Consider the following 25,390-nt stretch of genomic DNA (forward strand, 5'->3'; position numbering starts at 1 on the left):
AGTTGAAAGGATGAAATTATATGCCGAAACCAGTAGTGGCAATAGTAGGACGCCCGAACGTAGGGAAATCTACTATTTTCAATAGAATTGTTGGAGAGAGAGTTTCAATTGTAGAAGATATCCCAGGCGTAACGCGAGATCGTATTTATAGTGCGGGAGAATGGTTAAATCATGAATTTAACATTATTGATACAGGTGGAATTGATATTGGAGACGAGCCGTTTTTGACACAAATTCGTCAACAAGCAGAAGTTGCGATTGATGAAGCGGATGTTATCATTTTTATGACAAATGGCCGTGATGGTGTAACAGCTGCAGATGAAGAAGTAGCAAAGATTTTATATCGTTCTAAAAAGCCGGTTGTACTAGCGGTGAATAAGGTTGATAATCCAGAGATGCGTAATGATATTTATGATTTCTATGCATTAGGATTTGGTGAGCCATTCCCAATTTCAGGTACACACGGATTAGGTTTAGGTGATTTATTAGACGAAGCAGCAAAGCATTTCCCTAAGATTGAAGAAGAGGCATATGATGACGAAACAATTCGTTTCTCATTAATTGGGCGTCCAAATGTAGGGAAATCATCACTTGTAAATGCATTGCTTGGTCAAGAGCGTGTAATTGTAAGTAACGTAGCAGGAACGACCCGTGATGCTGTTGATACACCATATAGTAAAGATGGTCAAGATTACGTTATTATTGATACAGCGGGGATGCGTAAAAAAGGGAAAGTATACGAGAGTACTGAAAAGTATAGTGTACTTCGTGCATTGAGAGCGATTGAACGATCTGACGTTGTTTTAGTCGTTTTAGATGGTGAAGAAGGAATTATTGAACAAGATAAAAAAATTGCTGGTTATGCACATGACTCAGGAAGAGCAGTAATTATTGTTGTGAATAAATGGGATGCAGTTAAAAAAGATGAAAAGACAATGAAAGCATTTGAAGAAAATATTCGTGCGCATTTCCAATTCTTGGATTATGCACCGATTGTATTCTTATCTGCGAAAACGAAAAAACGTACACAGACATTATTACCAGTTATTAATGAAGTTAATGAAAGTCATAGTATTCGTGTACAAACAAACGTATTAAACGACGTGATTATGGATGCTGTTGCAATGAATCCAACACCAACGCATAATGGACAACGTTTGAAAATCTTCTACGCAACGCAAGTCGCGGTGAAACCACCAACATTTGTTGTATTTGTAAATGATCCAGAATTAATGCACTTTTCATATGAGCGCTTCTTAAAGAATCGTTTGCGTGAGTCGTTTGGCTTCGTAGGAACGCCAATTCGAATTATTTCTAGAGCAAGAGACTAATGGAGAGGATGTGATTTTATGAAAAAAATCACAGTAGTAGGAGCAGGTAGCTGGGGCACAGCGTTAGCGATGGTATTAGCTGACAATGGTCATGATGTACGTATTTGGGGAAATCGTTCGGAGCTCATGGATGAAATCAATATGAAACATGAGAACAGCCGGTATCTCCCAGGAATTACATTGCCAAGCACAATCGTAGCCTACTCTTCTTTAGAAGAGGCATTAGTAGATGTAGATACAGTACTTTTAGTCGTGCCAACGAAAGCGTATCGAGAAGTATTGAAAAATATGAAAGATATTGTTTCACAGCCAATTACTTGGATTCATGCAAGTAAAGGGATTGAACCAGGAACTTCAAAACGTATTTCAGAAATGATTGAAGAAGAAATTCCAGCGCATCTTATTCGGGATGTTGTTGTCCTATCAGGACCAAGCCATGCGGAAGAGGTAGGGCTTCGTCAAGCGACAACTGTTACTTCAGCTGCTAAACGTATGGAAGCAGCTGAAGAAGTACAAGACTTGTTTATGAATAGTTATTTCCGAGTATATACGAATCCTGATATTGTCGGAGTAGAGCTCGGTGGGGCATTAAAAAATATTATTGCACTAGCCGCGGGTATAACGGATGGCCTTGGATTAGGTGATAATGCAAAAGCAGCTCTTATGACACGTGGTTTAACGGAAATCGCTCGTTTAGGAAGAAAGATGGGTGGTAATCCGTTAACATTTGCTGGTTTAACGGGAATGGGTGACTTGATTGTAACTTGTACAAGTGTCCATAGTCGAAATTGGCGTGCGGGAAATATGCTTGGAAAAGGGTATTCATTAGAAGAAGTATTAGATAGTATGGGTATGGTAGTTGAAGGTGTACGAACAACGAAAGCTGCATATGAGATGGCTGAGAAAATGAAAGTTGAAATGCCAATTACGGCAGCCTTATATGATGTACTATTCAATGGAAATAATGTGAAAGATGCAGTAGGGTCATTGATGGGGCGTGTTCGTAAACATGAAGTTGAAGCGATACCTGATTTATTGTAAATAAAAGCTGTATGCGTGAAAAAAGCACGTATACAGCTTTTTATTTTTCTGGGTTTTTTCACCATTTATTTCTTTTTGCATACGATGGATTGTAACTTGAAGAGAGGGTGAAGAAAATGGATAATAACATTTTCAATAATATTGAAAAAGAAGCGAAAGTAAATAAAGACGATATTTTTAAATTAGCATCATCTGTACAAAATGCAAATTTACGCGATGAGAAAATACTACGCCAATTAATCCATCAGGTCGCAGTAATGGCAGGGCGAGAGGTACCAAAAGAGCAAGAAGATCAAATTGTAAAAGCGATTATTAATAATAATATGCCAACAGACTTTAGCTCGTTAAGTAAAATGTTTAAAAAATAAAGCATGAGAAACAAAGGGTTCGAGGATTGCATACGATAGCTATGAAGAAATGGGATTGGAGCTGTTTGTGGGCGTATTTGGTCAACCGAAGCGAAGATGATACATTCGCTTCGGTTTTATTTTTGTTTTTTATTTACATTTATCCATTTTGAATTTCCAATATATAATTCGCCATTATGAAGAACGAAAGGTGACCTACACTCATTTTATTTATTTGTTTTCACTTGGCATGGACAGGAAGAGGGTCGGACCGCTTCTATGCATGGTCGGATGCTCTCTTCCGCCAGAAAAGAAACGCTTTCTGCCGCTTTTTCAATTTGTACGTATACATAAATATTCTCCAACATATAAGTCTCAGCTGTGAAAATAAAAGGGAGTCTCCACCCGCTTTCTCCTTTTGTTTTCACTTGGCATGGGGCAGGAAAAGGATCTAACCGTTTCTATGTATGGCCGGATGCTCTCTACCAGCTAAAAAGAATGGTCTTATATTATTTTTCTATTTGTTTAAAATTTTTAATTTGTTAAAATAGTATAAAAATAGATTGATAATTAAGGGGTGGGTATATGTCTGAAGGACTTATAAAAATGTGGTTTTCTTTAGGAGCAATGGGATTCATGTTTATTGCAGTAGCTTTTATTTTATTAAGTAGGCATAAAATAAAGAATAAAATTTTGAAAGGTATTACAGCGCTGGTTGCTTATACACTTATGGTTGTATCTGGGATTGTTATTTTCCTCGTTGTATTTAGTGGGCCAGTCGAACAATAAGAATGAATAATCGCCACTCTTTGTTTTCAAATAGATTGTGGGGAGGTAGGTGGAAATGAATAAACAAGATTTAATAGATGTGAGCGAGAAAATAAAGGATGGATTGACTGTGAAAAAAAACTATATTATTTTAATATTTTGTTGTATAAGCCTTTTGTCAGGATGTATGTATCCTAGAGAAAATATGAAACAGAATGCTGTCCCTTATGAAGATCAGCTGCAAGCTGTACAAAAGGCAGTCAATACATATAAGGAACAAAATAATGGTTTATTGCCAATTAAAACGCGTGATATGAGCACACCAATTTATCAAAAATATCCAATTGATTTTCAAAAAATTGCACCACGTTATATACAAGAAGCACCTGGAAATGCATATGAAAGTGGTGGTGTATATCAATATGTATTAGTAGATGTAGAAACAAATCCAACGGTAAAATTAATCGATGTAAGAATGGCAGAACAAATTCGGGATGTTAAGTTGAAATTGCAAATGTATCGTGATGAACATCAATATCCTCCCTTTAAAAAGGTTATTGCAGATGGTGTTTATGAGCTAGATTTCAAAAAGATGGGATATAAAGATGTGCCTCAAGTGACAAGTCCATATTCTGGAAAAGGATTACCGCTTGTAATTAATGAAAAAGGGGAAATTTTTGTTGATTATCGAATGGATTTATATGAAATGTTACAAAAAAACGGAGAAAAGTTGAAAGAGGGGGAAGATATTCGTAATATGCTTTTAAAAGATACACCATTTGTGCCCGCATACTCTTTACCGTATACAGTAAGAAACGGAGAACCAATTTTTTTTAAATGATAAGTCATTAACCTTTCTTCTAGCGAATAAGTTCTAGAAGAAAGGTTTTTTCATGTATTACAACTTATGATGCAAACAAAAAGTTTTTTTTAAATAGTCATATGAATTTAGGACAAAATCATATGATATATTGTCCACACTTCTAGAATATTTTTATGTTATTTCATATGATAGGAAACATCAGTGAAGGATATTGTATGTGAATACAAATTGGATTATTCCCAAAAATTTTGAGGGAGGGAATCACTTGGAAAAGGTCGATATTTTTAAAGATATTGCTGAGCGCACAGGCGGTGATATTTATTTAGGGGTTGTAGGAGCTGTTCGAACAGGGAAATCAACGTTTATTAAAAAATTTATGGAGCTTGTTGTTATTCCAAATATCGAAAATGATTCAGATCGTCAGCGAGCACAAGATGAATTACCTCAAAGTGCTGCTGGACGTACAATTATGACAACAGAACCGAAATTTGTTCCAAACCAAGCGGTTTCCATCCATGTTGATGACGGTCTTGAAGTAAATATTCGATTAGTAGATTGTGTTGGTTATACGGTTCCTGGAGCGAAAGGGTATGAAGATGAGAATGGCCCACGCATGATTAATACACCTTGGTATGAAGAACCCATCCCGTTTCATGAGGCTGCTGAAATTGGAACGCGTAAGGTGATTCAAGAACATTCTACTATTGGGGTTGTCATTACAACTGATGGAACGATTGGAGAAATTCCAAGACGAGATTATATAGAAGCAGAAGAACGTGTTATCAATGAGTTAAAAGAAGTGGGTAAACCGTTTATCATGATTATTAATACAGTACAGCCGTATCATCCAGATACAGAACAGTTACGTCAAAGTTTATCAGAGGAGCATGATATTCCTGTATTAGCAATGAGTGTGGAGAGTTTAAGAGAAACAGATGTTTACAATGTACTTCGTGAAGCTTTATTTGAATTCCCTGTTTTGGAAGTGAATGTGAATCTACCAAGCTGGGTTATGGTATTAAATGAGGGACATTGGTTACGTCAAAGTTATCAAGAAGCTGTTCAAGAGACAGTTAAAGATATAAAAAGGCTTCGTGATGTAGATCGTGTTGTTTGGCAATTTAGTCAATATGAGTTTATTGATCGAGCGAGTTTAGCTGGGATTGATATGGGGCAAGGCGTTGCAGAGATTGATTTATATGCACCAGATGAATTGTACGATCAAATATTAAAAGAAGTTGTAGGTGTAGAAATTAGAGGGAAAGATCATTTATTAAAGCTTATGCTTGATTTTTCTCATGCAAAAACGGAGTATGATCAAGTTTCAGAGGCTTTAAGAATGGTCAAACAAACAGGATATGGCGTAGCTGCGCCGGCCTTAGCTGATATGAGCCTAGATGAGCCAGAAATTATTCGTCATGGATCGCGATTCGGTGTGAAATTAAAGGCGGTTGCACCGTCTATTCATATGATTAAAGTTGATGTTGAATCTACATTTGAGCCAATTATTGGTACTGAAAAGCAAAGTGAAGAGCTTGTCCGCTACTTAATGCAAGATTTTGAGGATGATCCGCTTTCTATATGGAATTCTGATATCTTTGGACGCTCGCTTAGTTCAATTGTTCGAGAAGGAATTCAAGCAAAATTGTCTTTAATGCCTGAAAATGCTCGTTACAAATTAAAAGAAACGCTAGAAAGAATTATTAACGAAGGATCTGGCGGATTGATTGCCATTATTTTATAAGGAGCCCCCTGCGAGCAGGGGGTTTTTACTTTTTTATCCCGCTATTTGCAGGCTGTAAGACTCCAGTCTCAAGATTCAGAGAAAAGTGAGGAAGATAGGTGGAGAGGAGAAAAGAAATAGCCATTATCTAATACTTTGTAGCATATTGTCAAGTTTCATCGTTTTTTCACATTTTCGAGGTAACAATTTCTTTAAAAATATTGAATTATACAGGAGAATCGTATAATATAGGCGTTGATAATGATTTATCTACATCTTTGTAGTATAGAATTTGTAAAAATTGCCTACAAATGAAAGTAAGACTCATTTTATGATCATTATACAGTCTTATCTTTGGGAGGAGGTGAATGGCATGAACAAGACAGATTTAATCAATGCTGTTGCAGAAGCAAGTTCCCTTTCTAAAAAGGACGCAACAAAAGCAGTTGACGCTGTTTTTGATTCTATCTTAGAAGCTTTAAAACAAGGTGATAAAGTACAATTGATCGGATTCGGTAACTTCGAAGTTCGTGAGCGTGCGGCTCGTAAAGGACGCAACCCACAAACTGGTGAGGAAATTGAAATCGCTGCAAGTAAAGTACCTGCATTCAAACCTGGTAAAGCGTTAAAAGATGCGGTTAAATAATCCTTACATATTAACAGGGAAGAAGAGTTTCCTTTTTGGAAACTCTTCTTTTTGCTTTTAAAATCATAAATATGCTAGAATGTGTTCGTATCACTTTTAGGTTTTTCGGGAGGGTTAAGCGGATGGCAAAAGTTAACTTAGAACAAATCGAGCAAGCAGTGCGTCTTATTCTAGAGGCAATTGGAGACGATCCAAATCGTGAGGGAGTACTTGATACACCGAAACGTGTTGCGAAAATGTATGCAGAAGTATTTTCAGGTATGCATGAAGATCCAAAGGAGCATTTGCATAAAGTGTTTGGAGAAGAGCACGAGGAGCTTGTATTAGTAAAAGATATTCCATTTTATTCGATGTGTGAGCACCATCTTGTTCCGTTTTACGGAGTTGCTCATGTTGCATATATTCCACGTGGTGGAAAAGTAACAGGTTTAAGTAAATTAGCTCGTACTGTAGATACAATTGCACGTCGTCCACAACTTCAAGAACGTATTACGTCAACAGTGGCTAATTCTATTATGGAAGTGCTAGAACCACATGGTGTTATGGTAGTTGTTGAAGCGGAGCATATGTGTATGACAATGCGCGGTGTGAAAAAGCCTGGTGCAAAAACGGTAACTACAGCAGTGCGCGGTGTGTTAGAAAATGATGCAGCGGCACGTAGCGAAATTTTGTCTTTTATTAAGGCAAAGTAAAGGAAAGCGGGAAACTGCTTTTCTTTTTTATTTATATTATTTTACTTTTGATTCCGGTTGTTTGTAGGAAATACTGTCTGTATCCAACAAAACTAGGTGGGGATTACTGCCTGTGAAATCTAAATTCTTATAATGAGCAAGGAGAAATGAGAATTCCATTTTAATGTGTGTTTATGGAGTGAGAGATATAGTCTTTAAAAAATTACATATATTTTGATAGCTGTCCATAAACTTATAGGTGAATGAGTTTTTGTTTTTTATGCGTATTGTATGAATAGAAATCTAACATATAGTTTATCTTGATTCCCCAAGTTTTGGTTATAGAAAATAGAATGTATGTGTTATAATAGGTTTTATGAATTAGAAAACAAGGGTGATTTTTTGTGTGTGACATCTACGGAGGGTATGCGGATATAAAGGAGCAGTTGCTATCAAAACTGCGCCATCCTTATTTTATAAACTATATTGAAGAACCATTTATTGATGAAGAAAAGGTAGTGCTTTTATACGCTGCTTTAAAAAATGCAAATTTACATAAAGAACAGATTGATCACTATGTTTTAACGATTATGCTTGTACAAATCGCTCTTGATACACATGAAAAAGTATCAAACAAAGCAGATGAAGAAACAAGTGGATTTCATAAGCGTCGTCAGCTTACAGTACTTGCAGGTGATTACTATAGTGGACTGTATTATTATTTACTTTCAATGAATTGTGATATTGTATTAATTCGTGCACTTGCCGAAGGGATTAAAGAAATTAATGAACATAAAATTATGTTATATCAGAGGGCATATGAAACAGCTGATGAAGTAGTCAAAAGTGTTATGACAATCGAATCGGCACTTTTACAAAAAACATGTGATCATTTTCATTTATCACATTGGAAACCGTTTATAGCATATATGCTAGGGAATAAGCGTCTTCAAAAAGAGTATCAATTGCATGCTAAAAGAAAAACTGCACCTGTTTTTCAAGCGGTTCAAGCAACTCTATCAAATGATGATGACAGAAATGTGGAAGCGGTCTTTACAGAGTGGTTGAAAAAAATGGATGAACAAGAAAAATCATTTCTTCAAAGCCATAAAGAAATTGATGAGATAGTTTCCGCTTTAAAAGATAAATTGAAAACATAAGCAATTTTATATTGGAAGAAGGGTAAGCGCATGCAACAATCAAAAGAAGAAAGAGTACATGACGTATTTGAAAAAATCTCTGATAAATACGATGTAATGAATTCAGTTATAAGTTTTCAAAGGCATAAAGCATGGCGAAAAGAAACGATGCGAATTATGGATGTACAACCTGGAAGTAAGGCGTTAGATGTGTGTTGTGGGACTGCTGATTGGACAATTGCACTTGCTAATGCTGTTGGTCCAAACGGAGAGGTACATGGTTTAGACTTCAGTGAAAATATGCTATCTGTCGGTAAAGAAAAGGTAAAGGCATTAGGATTGACGCAAGTGGAGCTTCTGCATGGAAATGCAATGGAACTTCCATTTGAAGATAATACATTTGACTATGTAACAATTGGGTTTGGATTACGTAATGTTCCTGATTATATGCATGTATTAAAAGAAATGACGCGAGTAGTAAAGCCAGGCGGGAAAGTGATTTGTTTAGAAACATCTCAACCAACGATGATTGGTTTTCGCCAGATGTATATTTTGTATTTCAAATACATTATGCCTTTGTTTGGCAAAATGTTTGCAAAAAGCTATAAGGAATATTCATGGCTTCAGGAGTCTGCTAGCACATTCCCAGGGATGAAAGAATTAGTGAAGATGTTTGAATCGGCAGGACTTGAGCATGTGCAAGTGAAACCATTTACTTTTGGTGTAGCAGCTATGCACTTAGGATTAAAACCGAAATTAAAATAGAAAAAAGACGTTTTTAGGTTAAGGTGAACAATATGAAGTTACAACTTATGTACTCTTTTTTACGATCGGATATTGATGTAATAGAAAAAGAATTAAAAAAGGTTGTTGCCTCAGAGCAACAACTAATAGAAGATGCGGCATTACAGCTTATCGAAGCTGGTGGTAAACGAATTCGTCCTGTATTTGTGCTACTTGCGGGGAAATTCGGAGACTACAAGTTAGATGCAATTAAACATGTTGCAGTTGCTCTAGAGCTCATCCATATGGCTTCGCTTGTTCATGATGATGTAATTGACGCAGCGCTCTTACGAAGAAGTAGTGCAACTGTAAATGCAAAATGGGGAGATCGTATTGCGATGTATACGGGAGATTATTTGTTTGCAAAGTCTCTAGAGTGCATTACGAATTTAGAAGTTCCAGAAGCTCACCAGGCATTATCGTATACAATTTTGGAAGTGTGTAAGGGTGAAATCGAACAAATTAAGGATAAGTATGATTATAATCAAAATTTAAGAACGTATTTACGACGGATTAAGAGAAAAACAGCATTGTTGATTGCGGCTAGTTGTCAGTTGGGAGCTATTGCTTCTGGGGCAAGTCGTGATACTGTAAATCGTTTGTTTTGGTATGGTTATTTTGTTGGAATGTCGTATCAAATTATTGATGATATTTTAGATTTCGTTTCAACAGAAGAAAAATTAGGAAAACCTGCTGGTGGAGATTTATTGCAAGGAAATGTCACACTTCCAGCTTTGTATGCAATGGAAGATCCAAAGCTTCGTGCAAAAATTGTATCCGTACATGAAAATACAACTGCAAGTGAGATGAAAGAAATTATTCACGATATTAAAACAAGTCCAGCAATTGATCGGGCATTTGCATTTAGTGAACGTTATTTACATAAAGCATTAGAGGTAATAAAACCTTTGCCACGTGGACAGGCAAAATATGCGTTGCAAAATGTTGCAAAGTATATTGGAAAACGAAAATTTTAATGACTTTCTTTTACAAATAAAAAAATCTCTCTATTTCAAAACTATTGCACAATTGTGATAAGGGTGTTAATATGTGTGTGGGGATATACAATTACATACATAATTCAGAAGTGGAGAGATTTTTTATGGAAAAAACATTTCTAATGGTAAAACCAGACGGCGTACAACGTGCCTTCATTGGGGAAATTGTAGCTCGCTTTGAGAAAAAGGGCTTTCAATTAGTTGGTGCGAAATTAATGCAAGTTACTCCAGAAATTGCAGGAAAACATTACGCTGAGCACACAGAAAAACCTTTCTTTGGTGAATTAGTAGATTTCATTACATCTGGTCCTGTTTTTGCAATGGTATGGCAAGGGGAAGGTGTAGTAGATACTGCTCGTAATATGATGGGTAAAACAAGACCTCATGAAGCGGCACTAGGTACAATTCGTGGCGATTTTGGTGTAACAGTTGCGAAAAATATTATCCATGGTTCTGATTCTCTAGAAAGTGCAGAACGTGAGATTGGTATTTTCTTTAAAGAAGAAGAATTAGTAGACTACTCAAAATTAATGAATCAATGGATTTACTAATTATTTTAAAATAATTTGTAAACGCTTTAATTACTGTGGTAATAGTGAAAAGTGCAAGGAGAGTGTAAATACTCTTCTTGCACTTTTTTAGTTTCAAATAGTTACGAAGTAAGGCTCGGTATGATATATTGATACATAAAGTAAAACCTCTATGAAGGAAGAATAACTTTTGAACAAGACATAAAATCTTTCTTTTTAGGTGGAAGAGAGCATCCGCTCATGCGTAGAAGCGGTCAGCCCCTCTTCGTGCTCCATGCCAAGTGAAAACAAAGCGAGAAGTGCGGGTCACCTTTAGTTTTTCATAGCAACGAGTTATATGTTGAAAAAACAAAATGGAGTTATATAGTAGAAAATAGGGAAATCCTATATCTTCACTATATATACATACAACTTGAAAGACGACATAAAATCTTTCTTTTTAGGTGGGAGAGAGCATCCGCTCATGCGTAGAAGCGGTCAGATCCTCATCCTATCATTAATGTGGGATAAAATAATTACAAGAAAAGGGGAATATCCGATGCGATACATCACAGCGGGTGAATCTCATGGTTCGCAGCTTACGACAATTTTAGAAGGTATTCCAGCAGGGTTATCTTTAGTAGCAGATGATATAAATGAAGAATTAGCAAGAAGGCAGAAAGGTTACGGACGTGGCAGACGTATGCAGATTGAAAAAGATCAAGCACAAATTGTCAGTGGTGTTAGACATGGACTTACGCTAGGGTCTCCAATTGCACTCGTTGTCGAAAATCGAGATTTTACCCATTGGACAAAGATTATGGGAGTAGATCCGTTAACTGAACAAGAAGCAAAAGAAATGAAAAGACAAATTACAAGACCGAGACCTGGTCATGCTGATTTAAATGGTGCAATTAAATATGGACACCGTGATATGAGAAATGTACTTGAACGCTCTTCAGCACGTGAAACAACAGTTCGAGTTGCAGCAGGAGCTGTTGCGAAAAGACTTTTAGCAGAGTTAGGTGTAAAGGTTGCTGGACATGTAATTGAAATTGGCGGTGTGCAGGCAGAAAAGCTTACATATGACTCAATAGAACAACTAGAAGAAATTACAGAAGCATCCCCGGTTCGTTGCTTAGATGAGGAAGCGTCTAAAAAGATGATGCAGGCAATTGATGATGCAAAAACAAGTGGAGATTCTATTGGTGGAATTGTTGAAGTGATTGTAGAGGGAATGCCAATTGGAGTAGGGAGTTATGTGCATTATGACCGAAAACTCGATGCGAAATTAGCAGCGGCAGTAATGAGTATAAATGCTTTTAAAGGTGTGGAAATTGGCATTGGATTTGAAGCGGCACATAAGCCAGGAAGTCAAGTGCACGATGAAATTCTTTGGGATCAAGAAAAAGGGTATACGAGACGAACAAATCATGCTGGTGGATTAGAAGGTGGCATGACAACAGGTATGCCGGTTGTCGTACGCGGCGTCATGAAACCCATTCCAACGCTATATAAGCCGCTTCAAAGTGTTGATATTGATACGAAAGAATCTTTTTCAGCGAGCATTGAACGTTCTGATAGTTGTGCTGTACCAGCAGCTAGTGTTGTGGCGGAAGCAGTTGTTGCATGGGAACTAGCAGTAGCTTTAGTGGAACAATTTGGAGCAGATCGTATGGATTGTATTCGTGAAAATATTAAGAAACATAATGAATATGCGAGGGAATTTTAATGGAGAAAATACATATTCAGACGCAGTCTAAAGAGTATGATGTATATGTAGGAAAAGATGCGTTGTCACATTTGACAGCGCTTGTTCGAAATATGGAACCGACTGTTTCTAATGTAATGGTCATTTCTGATGAATCTGTCGCATCATTTCATTTAGAAGAAGTTATGGATGCATTGCAAGTAGAAAAACATGTTTTTTCATTTGTTGTTCCAAGTGGAGAGAAAGAAAAATCATTTGAAAACTTTTATGCGGCTCATACGTCAGCGCTTGAAAATGGGATGGATCGACATTCTTTAGTTGTTGCACTTGGAGGAGGAATGATCGGTGATTTAGCTGGTTTTGTTGCGGCGACATTTATGCGCGGTATTCGCTTTATTCAAGTTCCAACAACGTTACTGGCACATGACAGCGCAGTTGGTGGAAAAGTTGCCATTAATCACCCTCTAGGAAAAAATATGATAGGAGCGTTTCATCAGCCAGAAGCAGTTCTATATCATACACCATTTTTAAATTCATTACCGGAAAAAGAGTGGCGTTCAGGATTTGCTGAAGCGATTAAACATGCTTTTATCGGTGATGTTGAATTATATCATTGGTTAAAGCGAGAAGTGAAAACATTAGAAGATGTACGGGATGAAAAATTAATTTATATATTACAGCGAGCAATTCCTGTAAAAGCAAATATTGTAGCGCAAGACGAAACTGAAAAAGGTGTGCGTGCTCACTTGAATTTTGGACATACATTAGGACATGCTCTTGAAAAAGAGATGGGGTATGGGAAAATTACTCATGGTGATGGAGTAGCAATTGGTATGTTATTCGCGATATTCTTAAGTGAACAAATTTATAAAGTAGACCTTGGTTATAAGGAAATTAAGCGGTGGTTTTCTCAGTATGGTTATCCACATATGCCAAGGAATCTAAATATAGAACGTCTTGTGCAAGTGATGAAGCAAGATAAAAAAGCGAACGCAGGAATAATTCGTATGGTACTTATGCAGGAATATGGGGTAGTGAATGTCGTATCTATTTCAGATGAGACTGTCCATACTACATTAGAAGCATTTCAAAGAGATGAGGAATCTATTTGATTCGCGCAATTCGCGGCGCGATTACAGTCGAACATAATGAAGCTGAGGAGATATTGACTGCAACAGAGCGTTTAGTGAAGAGAATAGCAAATGACAATGGAATCTATCCGGCTGATATTGTATCGGTGTTAATTTCTACAACAGCTGACATAAATGCATGTTTTCAGGAAGCGACTTGGAAGGCTTTACTTATTACCGGTGATGTGTGTAAAAGAAATAGATGTACCGAATGCTTTGCAGAAGTGTATTCGTGTGATGATGACAGTCACGACAAGACAGTTGCAGCATGAAGTAGAGTGTATGCATGTAGAAAAGGCGATTGTACTGCGGTCTGATCTAGTAAAATGACAGGGGGAATCAAAATGAGAGTAAAAGAGCAATTGTTAACTTTGAAAGCATATGTACCTGGCAAAAACATTGAAGAAGTAAAAAGAGAATATCGATTATCTAAAATTGTAAAATTAGCATCTAATGAAAACCCGTTCGGCTGTTCAAAACGTGTAACGGAAGCTTTAGCTTCATTAAGCACACAATATGCTTTATATCCAGATGGAGCAGCTTTTGAACTTCGTGAAAAAGTAGCCGCACACCTTCATGTGAAACCAGAGCAACTTTTATTTGGTAGCGGTCTGGATGAAGTAATTCAAATGGTTAGTCGCGCTTTATTAGAAAAAGGTACAAATGTTGTGATGGCAAATCCAACATTTTCACAATACTATCACCATGCTGTAATTGAAGGGGCAGAGGTTCGTGAAGTGCCACTTAAGGACGGTATTCATGACTTGGACACGATGCTAAAGCAAATTGATGAACAAACGCAAATCGTATGGATTTGTAATCCGAACAATCCAACAGGAACATATGTAGAAAAGCAAAAATTACTTTCATTTTTAGAGGCGGTTCCGAAGTCAACACTCGTAATTATGGATGAAGCATACTATGAATATGCAGGAGCGAAAGAGTATCCACAAACATTGCCACTTCTTGAAGAGTATGAAAATCTCATGGTGTTACGTACATTTTCAAAAGCATATGGCTTAGCTGCTTTTCGTATTGGTTATGCTGTAGGGAATGAAAAACTCATACAGCAATTAGAAGTAGCAAGATTACCATTTAATACATCAGCTGTTGCACAAGCTGTTGGTTTGGTAGCGATAGAAGATCAAGAATTTTTACAAGAGTGCGTGAAGCAAAATGCTGAAGGATTAAATCAATATTATACGTTCTGTAAGGAGTACGACGTTTTTTACTATCCATCACAAACAAATTTCATATTCTTAAAGCTTGGGATTCCTGGTAATGAAGCATTTGAAAGATTAATGAGAAAAGGGTATATTGTTCGTTCAGGTGCTGCGTTTGGCTTGCCAGATGGTATTCGTATTACTGTTGGTTTAAAAGAAGAGAATGATGAGATTATTGAATTGCTGACGGAACTTGTGAAAGAGCAAAAAAAGAAAGAAGAAACATATTCTTAAGAAAAGGCGCGGCTCCCATTATAGGAGTCGTTTTCTTTAGGCTATACATATTTGCACGATGAAGAAGGAAAGCAGTACAATAAAGATATATACATACAAATTGGAAAACCGCCATAAAACATTTCTTTTTAGGAGGGAGAGAGGATCCGGTCGTGCATAGAAGCGGTCAGAGCTTTTTTCAGTCAGTCCCATGCCAAGTGAAAACAAAGAGAGAAAATGAGTGGGGATCTTCTTTTGTTTTTATAGCCGCGACTTATATGTTGGAAAATCAAAATGGATATATAGAGATGATATAGGTGTACAAAAGTATATATTATTTTTAATAGGGGTGATAAAAATGAGGAGACTCATAAGGCGGAAAAATGGTTTGAATGGAACGATTGCTGTGCCTGGAGATAAATCTATTTCACACCGCGCTGTGATGTTTGGAGCGATAGCAGAGGGAACAACAAAAATTTCAAATTTTTTATTAGGAGAAGACTGTTTAAGTACGATTGCTTGCTTTCGGAAATTAGGAATAATGATTGAGCAAGATGGTAACGATGTCATTGTATATGGAAAAGGATTAGCTGGATTACAGGAACCGAAAGAGGTGCTAGATGTAGGGAACTCAGGAACCACTATTCGTCTCATGCTTGGTATTTTAGCGAATGCTCCTTTCCATTGTACTATAATTGGGGATGAATCTATTGGAAAACGTCCTATGAAACGTGTTACAGCCCCTCTTCGTGAAATGGATGCACAAATTGAAGGTCGGGAAGATGGACAATATACGCCGTTGTCGATTCGTGGAGGAAACATAAAAGGTATACACTATCATTCTCCTGTAGCAAGTGCGCAGGTAAAATCAGCTATTTTACTTGCAGGATTGCAAGGAGAAGGGGTGACATCAGTAACAGAACCGTTACAATCTCGTGATCATACGGAAAGAATGCTGCGTGCATTTGGTTGTGAAGTGAATGTAGAAGGGCGAACTGTTTCTTTACAAGGGGGGCAATCGCTTGTAGGAACGGAAATAGAGGTTCCAGGTGATGTCTCTTCAGCTGCCTTTTTCTTAGTAGCGGGTGCAATTGTACCAAATAGTAAACTTGTATTGAAAAATGTTGGTTTAAATCCAACAAGAACAGGGATTCTGGATGTGTTATCAGAAATGGGAGCGCTTATTTCAATTCGTAATGTTCGAAATGAAGAGTTTGAACCATGTGGAGATATTACAATTGAAACTTCTGAACTGAAAGGAATTGAAATTGGCGGTTCACTTATTCCAAGGTTAATTGATGAAATTCCTATTATTGCTTTACTGGCGACACAGGCGACAGGAACAACAATTATTAAAGATGCAGAGGAGTTAAAAGTAAAAGAAACGAATCGCATCAATACGGTTGTTGATGAGCTTCGAAAACTGGGAGTGGAAATTGAAGCGACACCAGATGGTATGATTATTAATGGGAATCAGAAGTTACAAGGGAATATTGTTAATAGTCATGGGGACCATCGCATTGGCATGATGCTTGCAATTGCGTCTTGTATAGCAGAAGGAGAAATGCAAATTGAAAATGGTGATGCAGTTGCTGTATCCTATCCGAATTTTTTTGAGCAGTTAGAATCTCTGTGAAGCAAAAGGATCTTTTCAGTTTGGGAAGATTCTTTTCTGCTTCTTTGAGTTGCTTACATGGCAACAGTTGTTTATGATTAATGAACAGAAGAGAATATTATAAGAATTAAAGGAGACATTTATGCAAAAGTTTGAACAGGCTGTTTCTTATATTGAAAATGGGGAAGCGGAAAAAGGATTAACACAATTAAAAGAATTGGTAAAACAAGGGACAGATGAAGAGAAGTATGATATTGCTCGCTACTATCATACGCTTGGATTTATTGATGAAGCGTTAGCGATTACAGAAGATTTACGTTTGTTATATCCAGAAGAAAGTGAGTTTACAATATTTTTAGCAGAATTATATATTGATTTAGATAAAGAAGATGAGGCAATTGAAGTGCTTCATGATATCTCTGAAGACGATGAACTGTATGTTCAATCTTTACTACTTGTTGCGGATCTATTTCAAATGCAGGGCTTCGATGATGTTGCAGAGCAAAAACTATTAAAAGCAAAAGAAATGATGCCAGAAGAGCCTGTTATTACTTTTGGACTAGCAGAACTTTATAGCAGTAAAGGTGAGGAGCAAAAAGCGATTGCTTATTACCAGTCATTACTTTCTGATCACAAAGTAATGGGAGGTGTTGTAATTGCCCTTCGCTTAGCTGAAACGCTAAGTGCAATTGGAAACTGGGAAGAAGCAATTACGTACTATGAAGAAGGATTAGAAGAACAAAAAGATATTCATTCTTTATTTGGGTATGCATTTACACTTTATCAAGGTGAAGAGTATCAAAGGTCGATTGGAGCTTGGAAAGAATTAAAAGAACTAGACCCAGAATATGCATCCTTATATATGTATTTGGCTAAATGTTATGAAAAAGAAGGAATGCTTCAAGAAAGCTATGAAACACTTCATGAAGGAATTAAAATTGATGAATTATCTGTGCCTCTTTATGTAGAACTTGCAAATATTGCAGCGAAGATAGGGAAATTAGCAGAAGCAGAAGAATTGCTTCAAAAAGCATTACAGATTGATCCAGGACATTTAGGTACGATATTAAAATATGCATATATCTTAAAAGAACAAGAGAAATATGAAGAACTAATTGTTGTTGTAGAAAATGCAATGGATAGTGGAGAACAAGATACACAATTACTTTGGGATCTGGCATTTGCGAAAAAACAATTAGAAATGTATTCTGATGCATTAAAACACTATGAGAGTGCATATACTTCTTTTAAGAATCATCCGGATTTCTTGGAAGAGTACGGTTATTTCCTATTAGAAGAAGGGATGCGAAAAGAAGCGAAAGAAGTATTTACACGCTTACTACAACTGGATCCAACACAAATTCACATCGAAGAATTGCTATATAATTTAGAGGATTTTTCATAAGTTGGAAGGAAAGTGAATGCTGCTTCTTGAATCTAAATAAGAAAAGAGAAAGACAGAGGAGGGACTGAGCGCTATGAATACCCCTGTTTCTGTAAACGAGAAGAAGGATTTTGTAAAATGGTTTTTAAACAATTATCAACTGAAACAGCGTGAATGTGTATGGATTTTAAATTATTTAATGAGTCATGATCAATTAATGCACAAAGTCCACTTCGTAGAACATGCAAAATATTGCCCTCGTGGTTTAGTGATGTCAGCAAATTGTGTGAAAGATACACCGTTTCACTTCTTTAAACAAAATGTTATGACGACGGATGCAGAAAAATCATTTCATGACATTCGTTTAAATCGAGATGAGGATATTTATATTCAACTTAATTTTAAATCATCGTTCCAAAATGCAAATTATGTAGCAGTATTAGAAGAAAATCCGTACTTGCCAAAGCATATTGAAGTAAATGAAAAAGATCGTTTACTTGCAGAACGATTTTTAGAAGAGAGTGTATTTTCATTTCGAAGAGATCGACTTTTAAAGCAAATTGATGAAGCGCTGGACAATCAAGATAAGGAAGCTTTTTGTAAGTTAACAGAGGAATTGAAAAGTTTGTAGGGAATGATAATTTTCTTCAATTTTGACAAATTTCTAACTATTTAAAGAAAAACTACCTAATATAGGTAGTTTTTCTTTTTTACCTGTTTTAGTATGGTTTAATAGATATAAAGTGAAAGTTCTGTCATTTAGAATGAGATAATGGGCAAAGGAGGGAATTATGATGAAATGGGCTGTAAAAGATGCGGAGCAATTTGAACAAGCTAGAGAGTATGTGGATACTGGTATTATACCCCTTCTTTCTATTTCAGTAGCAAAAGAAATGAAGAGTGTTGTAGCGCAAGGGGAATTTATTGAAACTTTAAGCATGGAGTTAGAAAGAGAATATAAAGGGAGAGTGCTTTTGTTACCGCCGTTTACGTACTTAACGGAGCAGCAAAAGCAAGAGAAAGGGCGTTTACAAGATTGGACAAGTCATTTGCAGGAGCAAGGATTGAAACATATTGCTTATGTTACAAGTGACTTTGCATGGAAAGAGGGTGTAGATACGTTACCAGGTCATTTGTTTTGGTTACCTGCTTTGTCGCTAGAGGAATTTAGTGATCAAGCGAAAAGAGAAGTAATTCATGCGCATGTAAAAAATATAATGGAATTATTAACAGAAAAGTGGGAAAATAAAAAATAAGCAGATAGTTCTTATGATTATGAGTAGTATGATATTGACCTGCGCATGTGGGTATTATATCATGATAGTGTCCTAGTTTTTATTTTTTTATACTGTTTTGTCACGAGGGGACAATTTCTGATAGAGGGGGGAAATTTTCGTGAGCGAGAAAGAACATCGTGTGTCAAGAAGACAATTTTTAAACTACACGCTTACAGGTGTAGGAGGTTTTATGGCAGCTGGAATTTTAATGCCAATGACGCGCTTTGCACTTGATCCAGTTTTAAGGAAAGAAGCGGGGGGAGAGATGGTTGCTGTTGCGCAAGTTAAAGAGATTACAACAGAACCAAAACGCTTTGACTTTAAGGTAAAGCAGGTTGATGGATGGTACAAGTCCGAAGAACCAAAATCTGCTTGGGTGCATAAAGATGAAAGCGGAGACATTGTAGCGTTTTCTCCAGTGTGTAAACATTTAGGGTGTACGGTTAACTGGAATTCAGACAAGTCGCATCCTAATCAATTTTTTTGTCCATGTCACGGGGGACGTTACACAAAAGATGGCATAAACATAAAGGGAACGCCGCCTCTTGCTCCACTTGATGTGTATGAATCCAAAGTGAAGGATGGAACGCTTTATTTAGGAAAAGCAAAGCCAAGAGGGGGTGCGAAATAGATGTTAAATAAAATTTATGATTGGGTGGACGAACGGTTAGATATTACACCGATATGGCGTGATATTGCCGACCATGAAGTACCCGAACATGTAAATCCAGCACATCACTTTTCTGCATTCGTCTACTGCTTTGGAGGACTTACGTTTTTTGTTACTGTAATTCAAATTTTGTCAGGAATGTTTTTAACAATGTATTATGTACCGGATATTAAAAATGCTTGGGAATCGGTTTATTATTTACAAAATGAAGTTGCGTATGGACAAATTGTACGTGGCATGCACCATTGGGGTGCCAGCCTTGTAATTGTAATGATGTTTTTACATACACTTAGGGTTTTCTTCCAAGGTGCATATAAGAAACCTCGTGAATTAAATTGGATTGTCGGTGTTCTTATTTTCTTTGTTATGCTAGGTCTTGGTTTTACCGGATATTTATTACCATGGGATATGAAAGCGTTATTTGCAACAAAAGTAGGGATTCAAATTGCGGAGCAAACACCGCTTATCGGTCCTTATATTAAAACATTACTTGCTGGTCACTCCGAAATTGTCGGGGCTCAAACATTAACTCGCTTCTTTGCTATTCACGTCTTCTTCTTACCAGCAGCACTTCTAGGCTTAATGGCCTTCCACTTCATCATGATTCGCAAACAAGGTATTTCTGGTCCGCTATAAGTAAGAGATTGCTAATTTGAAAGAATAGGAGAAAAACTGAATTGAAGGAGGGAGATTATGCATCGCGGCAAAGGGATGAAGTTTGTGGGAGATTCACGAGTACCTGTAGCACGTAAACCGAATATCCCGAAAGATTATTCTGAATATCCAGGGAAAACAGAAGCGTTTTGGCCGAACTTCTTGTTGAAAGAATGGATGGTTGGTGCGGTTTTTTTAATCGGTTATTTATGTTTAACGGTGGCGCACCCGTCGCCACTTGAGAGAATGGCGGATCCTACAGATGCAGGATATATACCACTTCCAGACTGGTATTTCTTATTTCTGTATCAGCTTTTAAAGTACTCATATGCATCAGGCTCATTTACTGTAATCGGCGCGTTTATTATGCCAGGGATTGCATTTGGAGCATTACTATTGGCGCCATTTCTCGATCGAGGTCCTGAAAGACGTCCATTGAAACGGCCAGTTGCAACTGGATTCATGCTTTTAGCAATTGCTTCTATCATCTTTTTAACATGGGAGTCTGTGGCACATCATGACTGGGAAGCTGCAAAAAAACAAGGTGCAATTGTGAAAACGACACCAGTAGATAAAAATGATGAAGGTTATAAATTGATGCAAAAAAATACATGTTTAACATGTCATGGTGATAACTTGCAAGGTGGTGCAGCGGCGCCAGCGCTGCAGAATTTAACGTTAAAACCAGAAGAAATTGCAAAGATTGCGAAAGATGGAAAAGGTGCGATGCCTAAAGGAGTATTTAAGGGCACAGATGAAGAGTTGAAGAAGCTCTCAGAATTTATTACGAAATATAATAAAAAATAATTGAAGGCTGACTACGAATTTGTAGTCAGCTTTTCTGTTTGTAACACAAAGTTTGCTATAATAAAAGCATAGCGTTTTAGAGAATAAAAAAGTTACTTTGTTTGAAAGGTGTTGTATATACATATTGGTCTACATGTATGCGTTATTAAGACAGCGTTCGGTTTTACTACTTTTGTTCATCATTAACATTTTAGGGACAATATATGGTTTTATTTGGTATGGAGATCAACTGATGGAAACTTCATTGATATTCTGGCCATTTGTTCCTGATAGTCCTATTGCAAGTTTCTTCTTTGTTTTTGTATTACTGGCCTTTTTGTGTAATAAAAATTGGGGACTAATAGAAGCTTTAGCAATCGTTTCCTTAATGAAATATGGCATTTGGGCTGTTGTTGTAAATGGCATTGTGTTTATGGTTAAGGGCAATCTTGAGTTTATAAGTTATATGTTGGTACTTTCTCATTTTGCAATGGCTATACAAGGTTTATTATATGCCCCGTTTTACCGTATAAAAAAGTGGCATTTTATTGTAGCAGGTATATGGACGTTACATAATGATGTAATCGACTATTTGTTTTGGCAAATGCCGAGATATGGTATTATGCATTTGTTTGTAGAACAGATTGGTTACTTTACATTTTGGTTAAGTATTGTTGTATTAGCTATTACATACTATTATTGTTTGAGAAAAAATCGAAAACAGTTTTCGTTATGAAATTAAATGAGGAATTGGAGAAAGAAAATGAATAAAAATAAGATAGGTGTAAGAATATTCGATCGTTTGATAACTACTATTGTCTCATACTGTATAGCATTTTCTATTTTTGCTATTGCAACTACAATTGTTGTATATGGGAAATGGTTATATTATGCAGATATACATTTTTTAAATATACCAGATTTAGCAAATATGACAGAATCAGAAATTAAGAAGAACTATGATGTACTGATGACATACCTTTCTCCTTTTTATCATGAATCATTACAATTGCCTACACTAGATATGTCAACAAATGGAAGAATTCATTTTGTTGATGTGAAAAATATTTTAGTGAAGATTCAATACGGGATGTGTATGGCGCTCAGTATTGCTTTATTGGGCGGGGGGTATTTATTGCGTAAACGAAAGATGAAGTTTTTATTACATGGCGCAATTTTGACCATTATATTTCCGATTGCGCTTACTTTGCCTATTGCAATTAATTTTGAAAAGAGTTTTGTACTATTCCATAAACTTCTTTTTAGCAATGATTATTGGCAATTTGATAGTGAAACAGATCCTATTATTTTAATGCTACCAGAACAGTTTTTTATGCATGCAGCATGTGTAATTTTAATATTGATTTTATGTGGGAGTGCTTTTTGTTATTGTATGTATAGATATTTATTAAAAAAGCGGAAGTCTTCAATGGAAAATCTTTATTCATAAAATATTTTTCGGTTTCGTTCTGTTCTATTCTTGTCCACCTTAACATATTTTGTACTAGTAGTTATAGGGGGGACCGGAATGAAGAGAGTCTTAATTGGAATGATAGCATTTCTGATTATATTGTTTCCAGTACGTATATACGCTGAAAAATGGAATGAGTTAACGGGGCTATTAGATGATTCTTTGCAACTTGTAAAACAAGAAGAATATAAGAAAGCAACGCAAGTATTGCAACATTTTTCAGAACAATTTGTATTGCGGGAGAATGAAAAGGAAAATAAACTAACACCCATGCATTTTCGGGTAATCTCTTTAGCGTATGACAGGGCACAGCGATCGCTTGAGGAAGAAAGTTTAGATCAGCAAATAAAAATAGATGATGTCTTGGCACTACAATTGGTGGTAGATGCGGAAGTATCTAAGTATCAACCGCTTTGGATAGAACGAGAAGGACGTGTTATGGGGGCTTTTGCTAAAGTTGAAAAGGCACTTCAAACAGAAGATGATGAACGATTCCAACAATCATTAAATACATTTTTGCATGAATTTTATGTGATTTATCCAAGTTTAATGATTGCATTGCCGGAAAATCAATCACAGCGTGTAAATGCGCATTTATCGTATTTGGATGAATTCCGTAATGTGATGTTAAAAAATAAAAGTGGACAAATGCAAGTAGGGATTATAAAAGGAGATTTACAAAAAATATTTCAAACAGCAAAGAAAGATGAAGTGGACTCTTCTCTCATATGGTTTATGACAATTACAGGTGGACTTATTTTCTTTACATTAACGTACGTCGGTTGGAGAAAATATAAGGGAGAGAAAGCGAAGCGTACCAGTGGGATACATTCTAAAAATCGATAAGATCACTAATATAGACAAGGATTGTAAGGTTTCTTTATTGACAATATATAAAGAAGAAAATAGAATGGATAGTACTATAATTACGACTTCAATGGAGGTTCATAATGGCTTTTTATTTAGTTTATTTCGCGATCATTATGATCATACCGTTGTATGCACAGTCAAAAGTACGCAGTGCTTATAGCAAATATTCACAGGTGTATTCAACATCGGGTATGACAGGAGCGGAAGTAGCTCGAAAAATTTTAGATGAAAATGGTTTGTATAACGTAGCTGTAGAAGAAACACCAGGGCATTTGTCAGACCACTATGACCCAACAGCCAAAACGGTTCGCTTGTCAACTGATAACTATTATGGTCATTCAGTTGCTGGAACAGCTGTAGCAGCTCATGAAGTAGGGCATGCGATTCAAGATGCGAAAGATTATAAGTTTATGCGTTTTCGTCATTCTTTAGTTCCAGTTGCAAGCTTCGGATCGAACATGTCATGGGTGTTCATTATGATTGGTATATTTGCATCGATGACAAAGCTATTGTTACTAGGGATTATTTTAATGGCAGCAGGTGTAGTTTTCCAGCTCGTTACATTGCCGGTTGAGTTTGATGCTTCAAAACGCGCAATGCAGCAAATTGAAGCACTTGGAATTGTATCAACAGACGAATATGGGCAAGCACGTAAAGTATTAAATGCAGCAGCTTTAACATATGTTGCAGCGGCGGCAGTAGCGGTATTTGAATTGCTTCGTCTAGTATTAGTTTATACAGGGATGCAGCGTAGCGATGATTAAAGACTATCGATTTCGATAGTCTTTTTCTTTATCCCGCTATTTGTGGACAGTAAGACTCAAGCCTTAAGTTTCAGAGAGCAGCGATGAATTTTGTTTTATAATTTGTTTATTATTGTAAATTGATAACAAGTAGCATAATGAAATTTAAAGAGCAAGTTATAATAGTAAGAAGCATAGGTAAAGTGATTATGAGTGAAGGTGATGGAAATGCAATATCCAGATTCATTAGTACTGCATGTGAAAAAACTTAGTGCTCCCTATCCATTAGAAGGTTTTTTATGTGGACAAGGTCCTGAAAAGCCGAAACTAATGCTTGTTGGAGAAGCGCCAGGAGAAACAGAAATTCATAATGGCATTCCGTTTAGTGGAAGAGCAGGTAAGGAGTTAATGGGATTTTTAGAACGTATCGGCCTTACAAGGGAAGAAGTATATATTACGAGCACTGTACGTAGCCGGCCTTATATATGGAGAGAGAAAAGAGAGCGGAGCGGGCAAGTTGCTCAGAAGAAATATAATCGAACCCCAAATCAGGGAGAAATACTTATACATGCTCCTTTGTTAGATTATGAGATGGAGCACGTGCAAGCACCGGTTATTGTCACACTTGGAAATATTGCATTAAAGCGTTTAGTGGGACCAGATAAAAAAATTACTGATGTTCATGGACAATTATTGCAGCAGCCAGTACGAAGACTAAAAAATAATCAAAGTACAGATTTTATATGGACCGAGAAGATATATAATATTTTTCCGACATTTCATCCAGCATCAATTTTTTATAATAGAGGCTTGTTGGATTTGATTTATGAGGATTTAGAAAAATTAGGGAAGTATATATAGTAG

28 protein-coding genes and 1 pseudogene are annotated in these 25,390 nt (G+C 36.5%); all 29 read left to right on the top strand.

Annotated features, from left to right (window positions below; translation table 11 throughout):
- The first annotated feature begins 20 nt into the window (after positions 1–20).
- The 29 genes and pseudogenes from der to BPMYX0001_RS07070 all read left to right on the top strand — a co-directional run bounded on the left by der (position 21) and on the right by BPMYX0001_RS07070 (position 25,387).
- Positions 21–1,331: a ribosome biogenesis GTPase Der gene (der, locus tag BPMYX0001_RS06935; protein WP_003206531.1), complete on the top strand. Its 1,311-nt coding sequence runs from the start codon at positions 21–23 to the stop codon at positions 1,329–1,331.
- Between the two features lie 18 nt (positions 1,332–1,349).
- On the top strand, positions 1,350–2,372 hold the full coding sequence (locus BPMYX0001_RS06940) for an NAD(P)H-dependent glycerol-3-phosphate dehydrogenase (RefSeq protein ID WP_006094267.1): 1,023 nt from the start codon (positions 1,350–1,352) through the stop codon (positions 2,370–2,372).
- Positions 2,373–2,488: 116 nt separating this feature from the next.
- On the top strand, positions 2,489–2,740 hold the full coding sequence (locus BPMYX0001_RS06945) for a stage VI sporulation protein F (RefSeq protein WP_018764271.1): 252 nt from the start codon (positions 2,489–2,491) through the stop codon (positions 2,738–2,740).
- Positions 2,741–3,304: 564 nt separating this feature from the next.
- Positions 3,305–3,508 carry a DUF2768 domain-containing protein gene (locus BPMYX0001_RS06950; protein WP_016114089.1) on the top strand — a complete coding sequence of 68 codons (204 nt, stop codon included), beginning with the start codon at positions 3,305–3,307 and terminating at the stop codon, positions 3,506–3,508.
- Between the two features lie 109 nt (positions 3,509–3,617).
- Positions 3,618–4,328, top strand: a complete 711-nt coding sequence (locus tag BPMYX0001_RS06955) for a hypothetical protein (RefSeq protein ID WP_026008435.1) — start codon at positions 3,618–3,620, stop codon at positions 4,326–4,328.
- 247 nt (positions 4,329–4,575) lie between these two features.
- Entirely contained in the window at positions 4,576–6,054 is a 1,479-nt protein-coding gene (spoIVA, locus tag BPMYX0001_RS06960; RefSeq protein WP_016114091.1) for a stage IV sporulation protein A, read from the top strand.
- Positions 6,055–6,406: 352 nt separating this feature from the next.
- Complete coding sequence (locus tag BPMYX0001_RS06965) at positions 6,407–6,679, top strand: HU family DNA-binding protein (protein WP_001043860.1); 273 nt, start codon at positions 6,407–6,409, stop codon at positions 6,677–6,679.
- 122 nt (positions 6,680–6,801) lie between these two features.
- Entirely contained in the window at positions 6,802–7,371 is a 570-nt protein-coding gene (gene folE / locus BPMYX0001_RS06970; RefSeq protein WP_003206523.1) for a GTP cyclohydrolase I FolE, read from the top strand.
- Positions 7,372–7,754: 383 nt separating this feature from the next.
- Positions 7,755–8,510 (top strand): heptaprenyl diphosphate synthase component 1, encoded by a 756-nt coding sequence (locus BPMYX0001_RS06975; RefSeq protein WP_006094290.1) that lies wholly within the window; start codon positions 7,755–7,757, stop codon positions 8,508–8,510.
- Between the two features lie 30 nt (positions 8,511–8,540).
- A complete protein-coding gene (locus BPMYX0001_RS06980) occupies positions 8,541–9,254 on the top strand; it encodes a demethylmenaquinone methyltransferase (protein WP_006094292.1) in 714 nt (237 codons plus the stop codon).
- A 32-nt stretch (positions 9,255–9,286) separates the two neighbouring features.
- On the top strand, positions 9,287–10,249 hold the full coding sequence (gene hepT / locus BPMYX0001_RS06985) for a heptaprenyl diphosphate synthase component II (RefSeq protein ID WP_003206518.1): 963 nt from the start codon (positions 9,287–9,289) through the stop codon (positions 10,247–10,249).
- A gap of 125 nt (positions 10,250–10,374) precedes the next feature.
- Positions 10,375–10,821 (top strand): nucleoside-diphosphate kinase, encoded by a 447-nt coding sequence (ndk, locus tag BPMYX0001_RS06990; protein ID WP_003206516.1) that lies wholly within the window; start codon positions 10,375–10,377, stop codon positions 10,819–10,821.
- Between the two features lie 517 nt (positions 10,822–11,338).
- Positions 11,339–12,511, top strand: coding sequence for a chorismate synthase (gene aroC, locus BPMYX0001_RS06995; RefSeq protein ID WP_033798766.1), 1,173 nt, complete (start codon positions 11,339–11,341; stop codon positions 12,509–12,511).
- Positions 12,511–13,602 (top strand): 3-dehydroquinate synthase, encoded by a 1,092-nt coding sequence (gene aroB / locus BPMYX0001_RS07000; protein ID WP_003206512.1) that lies wholly within the window; start codon positions 12,511–12,513, stop codon positions 13,600–13,602. The genes aroC and aroB overlap by 1 nt, the downstream gene beginning before the upstream one ends.
- Positions 13,599–13,892 carry a chorismate mutase gene (locus BPMYX0001_RS35120; protein ID WP_033798767.1) on the top strand — a complete coding sequence of 98 codons (294 nt, stop codon included), beginning with the start codon at positions 13,599–13,601 and terminating at the stop codon, positions 13,890–13,892. The genes aroB and BPMYX0001_RS35120 overlap by 4 nt, the downstream gene beginning before the upstream one ends.
- Positions 13,840–13,950, top strand: a pseudogene (locus BPMYX0001_RS35125) (chorismate mutase); the annotation flags it as partial. The gene BPMYX0001_RS35120 and the pseudogene BPMYX0001_RS35125, both read left to right, overlap by 53 nt.
- 14 nt (positions 13,951–13,964) lie before the next feature.
- Positions 13,965–15,077: a histidinol-phosphate transaminase gene (hisC, locus tag BPMYX0001_RS07010; protein ID WP_006094298.1), complete on the top strand. Its 1,113-nt coding sequence runs from the start codon at positions 13,965–13,967 to the stop codon at positions 15,075–15,077.
- A gap of 331 nt (positions 15,078–15,408) precedes the next feature.
- Positions 15,409–16,692, top strand: coding sequence for a 3-phosphoshikimate 1-carboxyvinyltransferase (gene aroA / locus BPMYX0001_RS07015; RefSeq protein ID WP_371399184.1), 1,284 nt, complete (start codon positions 15,409–15,411; stop codon positions 16,690–16,692).
- Positions 16,693–16,813: 121 nt separating this feature from the next.
- Complete coding sequence (locus tag BPMYX0001_RS07020; protein WP_006094302.1) at positions 16,814–18,076, top strand: tetratricopeptide repeat protein; 1,263 nt, start codon at positions 16,814–16,816, stop codon at positions 18,074–18,076.
- 73 nt (positions 18,077–18,149) lie between these two features.
- On the top strand, positions 18,150–18,686 hold the full coding sequence (locus tag BPMYX0001_RS07025; RefSeq protein WP_003206504.1) for a ReoY family proteolytic degradation factor: 537 nt from the start codon (positions 18,150–18,152) through the stop codon (positions 18,684–18,686).
- A gap of 163 nt (positions 18,687–18,849) precedes the next feature.
- The gene (locus tag BPMYX0001_RS07030; protein ID WP_018764280.1) at positions 18,850–19,311 is read left to right on the top strand and encodes a YpiF family protein; all 462 of its coding nucleotides are present in this window, start codon (positions 18,850–18,852) and stop codon (positions 19,309–19,311) included.
- A gap of 139 nt (positions 19,312–19,450) precedes the next feature.
- Complete coding sequence (qcrA, locus tag BPMYX0001_RS07035) at positions 19,451–19,963, top strand: menaquinol-cytochrome c reductase iron-sulfur subunit (RefSeq protein ID WP_003196349.1); 513 nt, start codon at positions 19,451–19,453, stop codon at positions 19,961–19,963.
- Positions 19,964–20,638: a menaquinol-cytochrome c reductase cytochrome b subunit gene (gene qcrB / locus BPMYX0001_RS07040; protein ID WP_000932700.1), complete on the top strand. Its 675-nt coding sequence runs from the start codon at positions 19,964–19,966 to the stop codon at positions 20,636–20,638.
- Positions 20,639–20,695: 57 nt separating this feature from the next.
- Positions 20,696–21,463 carry a menaquinol-cytochrome c reductase cytochrome b/c subunit gene (gene qcrC / locus BPMYX0001_RS07045; protein WP_003206500.1) on the top strand — a complete coding sequence of 256 codons (768 nt, stop codon included), beginning with the start codon at positions 20,696–20,698 and terminating at the stop codon, positions 21,461–21,463.
- A gap of 124 nt (positions 21,464–21,587) precedes the next feature.
- The gene (lhaT, locus tag BPMYX0001_RS07050; RefSeq protein WP_033798769.1) at positions 21,588–22,178 is read left to right on the top strand and encodes a lipoprotein heptaprenylglyceryl N-acetyltransferase LhaT; all 591 of its coding nucleotides are present in this window, start codon (positions 21,588–21,590) and stop codon (positions 22,176–22,178) included.
- Positions 22,179–22,205: 27 nt separating this feature from the next.
- Positions 22,206–22,892: a lipoprotein intramolecular transacylase Lit gene (gene lit, locus BPMYX0001_RS07055; RefSeq protein ID WP_018780981.1), complete on the top strand. Its 687-nt coding sequence runs from the start codon at positions 22,206–22,208 to the stop codon at positions 22,890–22,892.
- 78 nt (positions 22,893–22,970) lie between these two features.
- Positions 22,971–23,759 carry a sporulation protein YpjB gene (gene ypjB, locus BPMYX0001_RS07060; protein WP_006094306.1) on the top strand — a complete coding sequence of 263 codons (789 nt, stop codon included), beginning with the start codon at positions 22,971–22,973 and terminating at the stop codon, positions 23,757–23,759.
- A 104-nt stretch (positions 23,760–23,863) separates the two neighbouring features.
- Positions 23,864–24,547, top strand: a complete 684-nt coding sequence (locus BPMYX0001_RS07065) for a zinc metallopeptidase (protein ID WP_018764284.1) — start codon at positions 23,864–23,866, stop codon at positions 24,545–24,547.
- A gap of 201 nt (positions 24,548–24,748) precedes the next feature.
- On the top strand, positions 24,749–25,387 hold the full coding sequence (locus BPMYX0001_RS07070; RefSeq protein WP_018780979.1) for a uracil-DNA glycosylase: 639 nt from the start codon (positions 24,749–24,751) through the stop codon (positions 25,385–25,387).
- Positions 25,388–25,390: the final 3 nt, after the last annotated feature.

This window comes from Bacillus pseudomycoides DSM 12442 (genome assembly GCF_000161455.1).
Lineage (GTDB): Bacteria > Bacillota > Bacilli > Bacillales > Bacillaceae_G > Bacillus_A > Bacillus_A pseudomycoides.

What these genes read in the sequence shown, in the direction of transcription:
- ypjB (WP_006094306.1), top strand. Translation starts at nt 22,971, where the DNA reads ATGAAGAGAGTCTTAATTGGAATGATAGCATTTCTGATTATATTGTTT.
- qcrC (WP_003206500.1), top strand. Translation starts at nt 20,696, where the DNA reads ATGCATCGCGGCAAAGGGATGAAGTTTGTGGGAGATTCACGAGTACCT.
- folE (WP_003206523.1), top strand. Translation starts at nt 6,802, where the DNA reads ATGGCAAAAGTTAACTTAGAACAAATCGAGCAAGCAGTGCGTCTTATT.
- BPMYX0001_RS07020 (WP_006094302.1), top strand. Translation starts at nt 16,814, where the DNA reads ATGCAAAAGTTTGAACAGGCTGTTTCTTATATTGAAAATGGGGAAGCG.
- qcrB (WP_000932700.1), top strand. Translation starts at nt 19,964, where the DNA reads ATGTTAAATAAAATTTATGATTGGGTGGACGAACGGTTAGATATTACA.
- aroC (WP_033798766.1), top strand. Translation starts at nt 11,339, where the DNA reads ATGCGATACATCACAGCGGGTGAATCTCATGGTTCGCAGCTTACGACA.
- BPMYX0001_RS06980 (WP_006094292.1), top strand. Translation starts at nt 8,541, where the DNA reads ATGCAACAATCAAAAGAAGAAAGAGTACATGACGTATTTGAAAAAATC.
- aroB (WP_003206512.1), top strand. Translation starts at nt 12,511, where the DNA reads ATGGAGAAAATACATATTCAGACGCAGTCTAAAGAGTATGATGTATAT.
- BPMYX0001_RS07070 (WP_018780979.1), top strand. Translation starts at nt 24,749, where the DNA reads ATGGAAATGCAATATCCAGATTCATTAGTACTGCATGTGAAAAAACTT.
- BPMYX0001_RS06945 (WP_018764271.1), top strand. Translation starts at nt 2,489, where the DNA reads ATGGATAATAACATTTTCAATAATATTGAAAAAGAAGCGAAAGTAAAT.
- BPMYX0001_RS07030 (WP_018764280.1), top strand. Translation starts at nt 18,850, where the DNA reads ATGAAATGGGCTGTAAAAGATGCGGAGCAATTTGAACAAGCTAGAGAG.
- BPMYX0001_RS06950 (WP_016114089.1), top strand. Translation starts at nt 3,305, where the DNA reads ATGTCTGAAGGACTTATAAAAATGTGGTTTTCTTTAGGAGCAATGGGA.
- lit (WP_018780981.1), top strand. Translation starts at nt 22,206, where the DNA reads ATGAATAAAAATAAGATAGGTGTAAGAATATTCGATCGTTTGATAACT.
- hepT (WP_003206518.1), top strand. Translation starts at nt 9,287, where the DNA reads ATGAAGTTACAACTTATGTACTCTTTTTTACGATCGGATATTGATGTA.
- der (WP_003206531.1), top strand. Translation starts at nt 21, where the DNA reads ATGCCGAAACCAGTAGTGGCAATAGTAGGACGCCCGAACGTAGGGAAA.
- BPMYX0001_RS06965 (WP_001043860.1), top strand. Translation starts at nt 6,407, where the DNA reads ATGAACAAGACAGATTTAATCAATGCTGTTGCAGAAGCAAGTTCCCTT.
- BPMYX0001_RS07065 (WP_018764284.1), top strand. Translation starts at nt 23,864, where the DNA reads ATGGCTTTTTATTTAGTTTATTTCGCGATCATTATGATCATACCGTTG.
- BPMYX0001_RS06940 (WP_006094267.1), top strand. Translation starts at nt 1,350, where the DNA reads ATGAAAAAAATCACAGTAGTAGGAGCAGGTAGCTGGGGCACAGCGTTA.
- BPMYX0001_RS07025 (WP_003206504.1), top strand. Translation starts at nt 18,150, where the DNA reads ATGAATACCCCTGTTTCTGTAAACGAGAAGAAGGATTTTGTAAAATGG.
- hisC (WP_006094298.1), top strand. Translation starts at nt 13,965, where the DNA reads ATGAGAGTAAAAGAGCAATTGTTAACTTTGAAAGCATATGTACCTGGC.
- ndk (WP_003206516.1), top strand. Translation starts at nt 10,375, where the DNA reads ATGGAAAAAACATTTCTAATGGTAAAACCAGACGGCGTACAACGTGCC.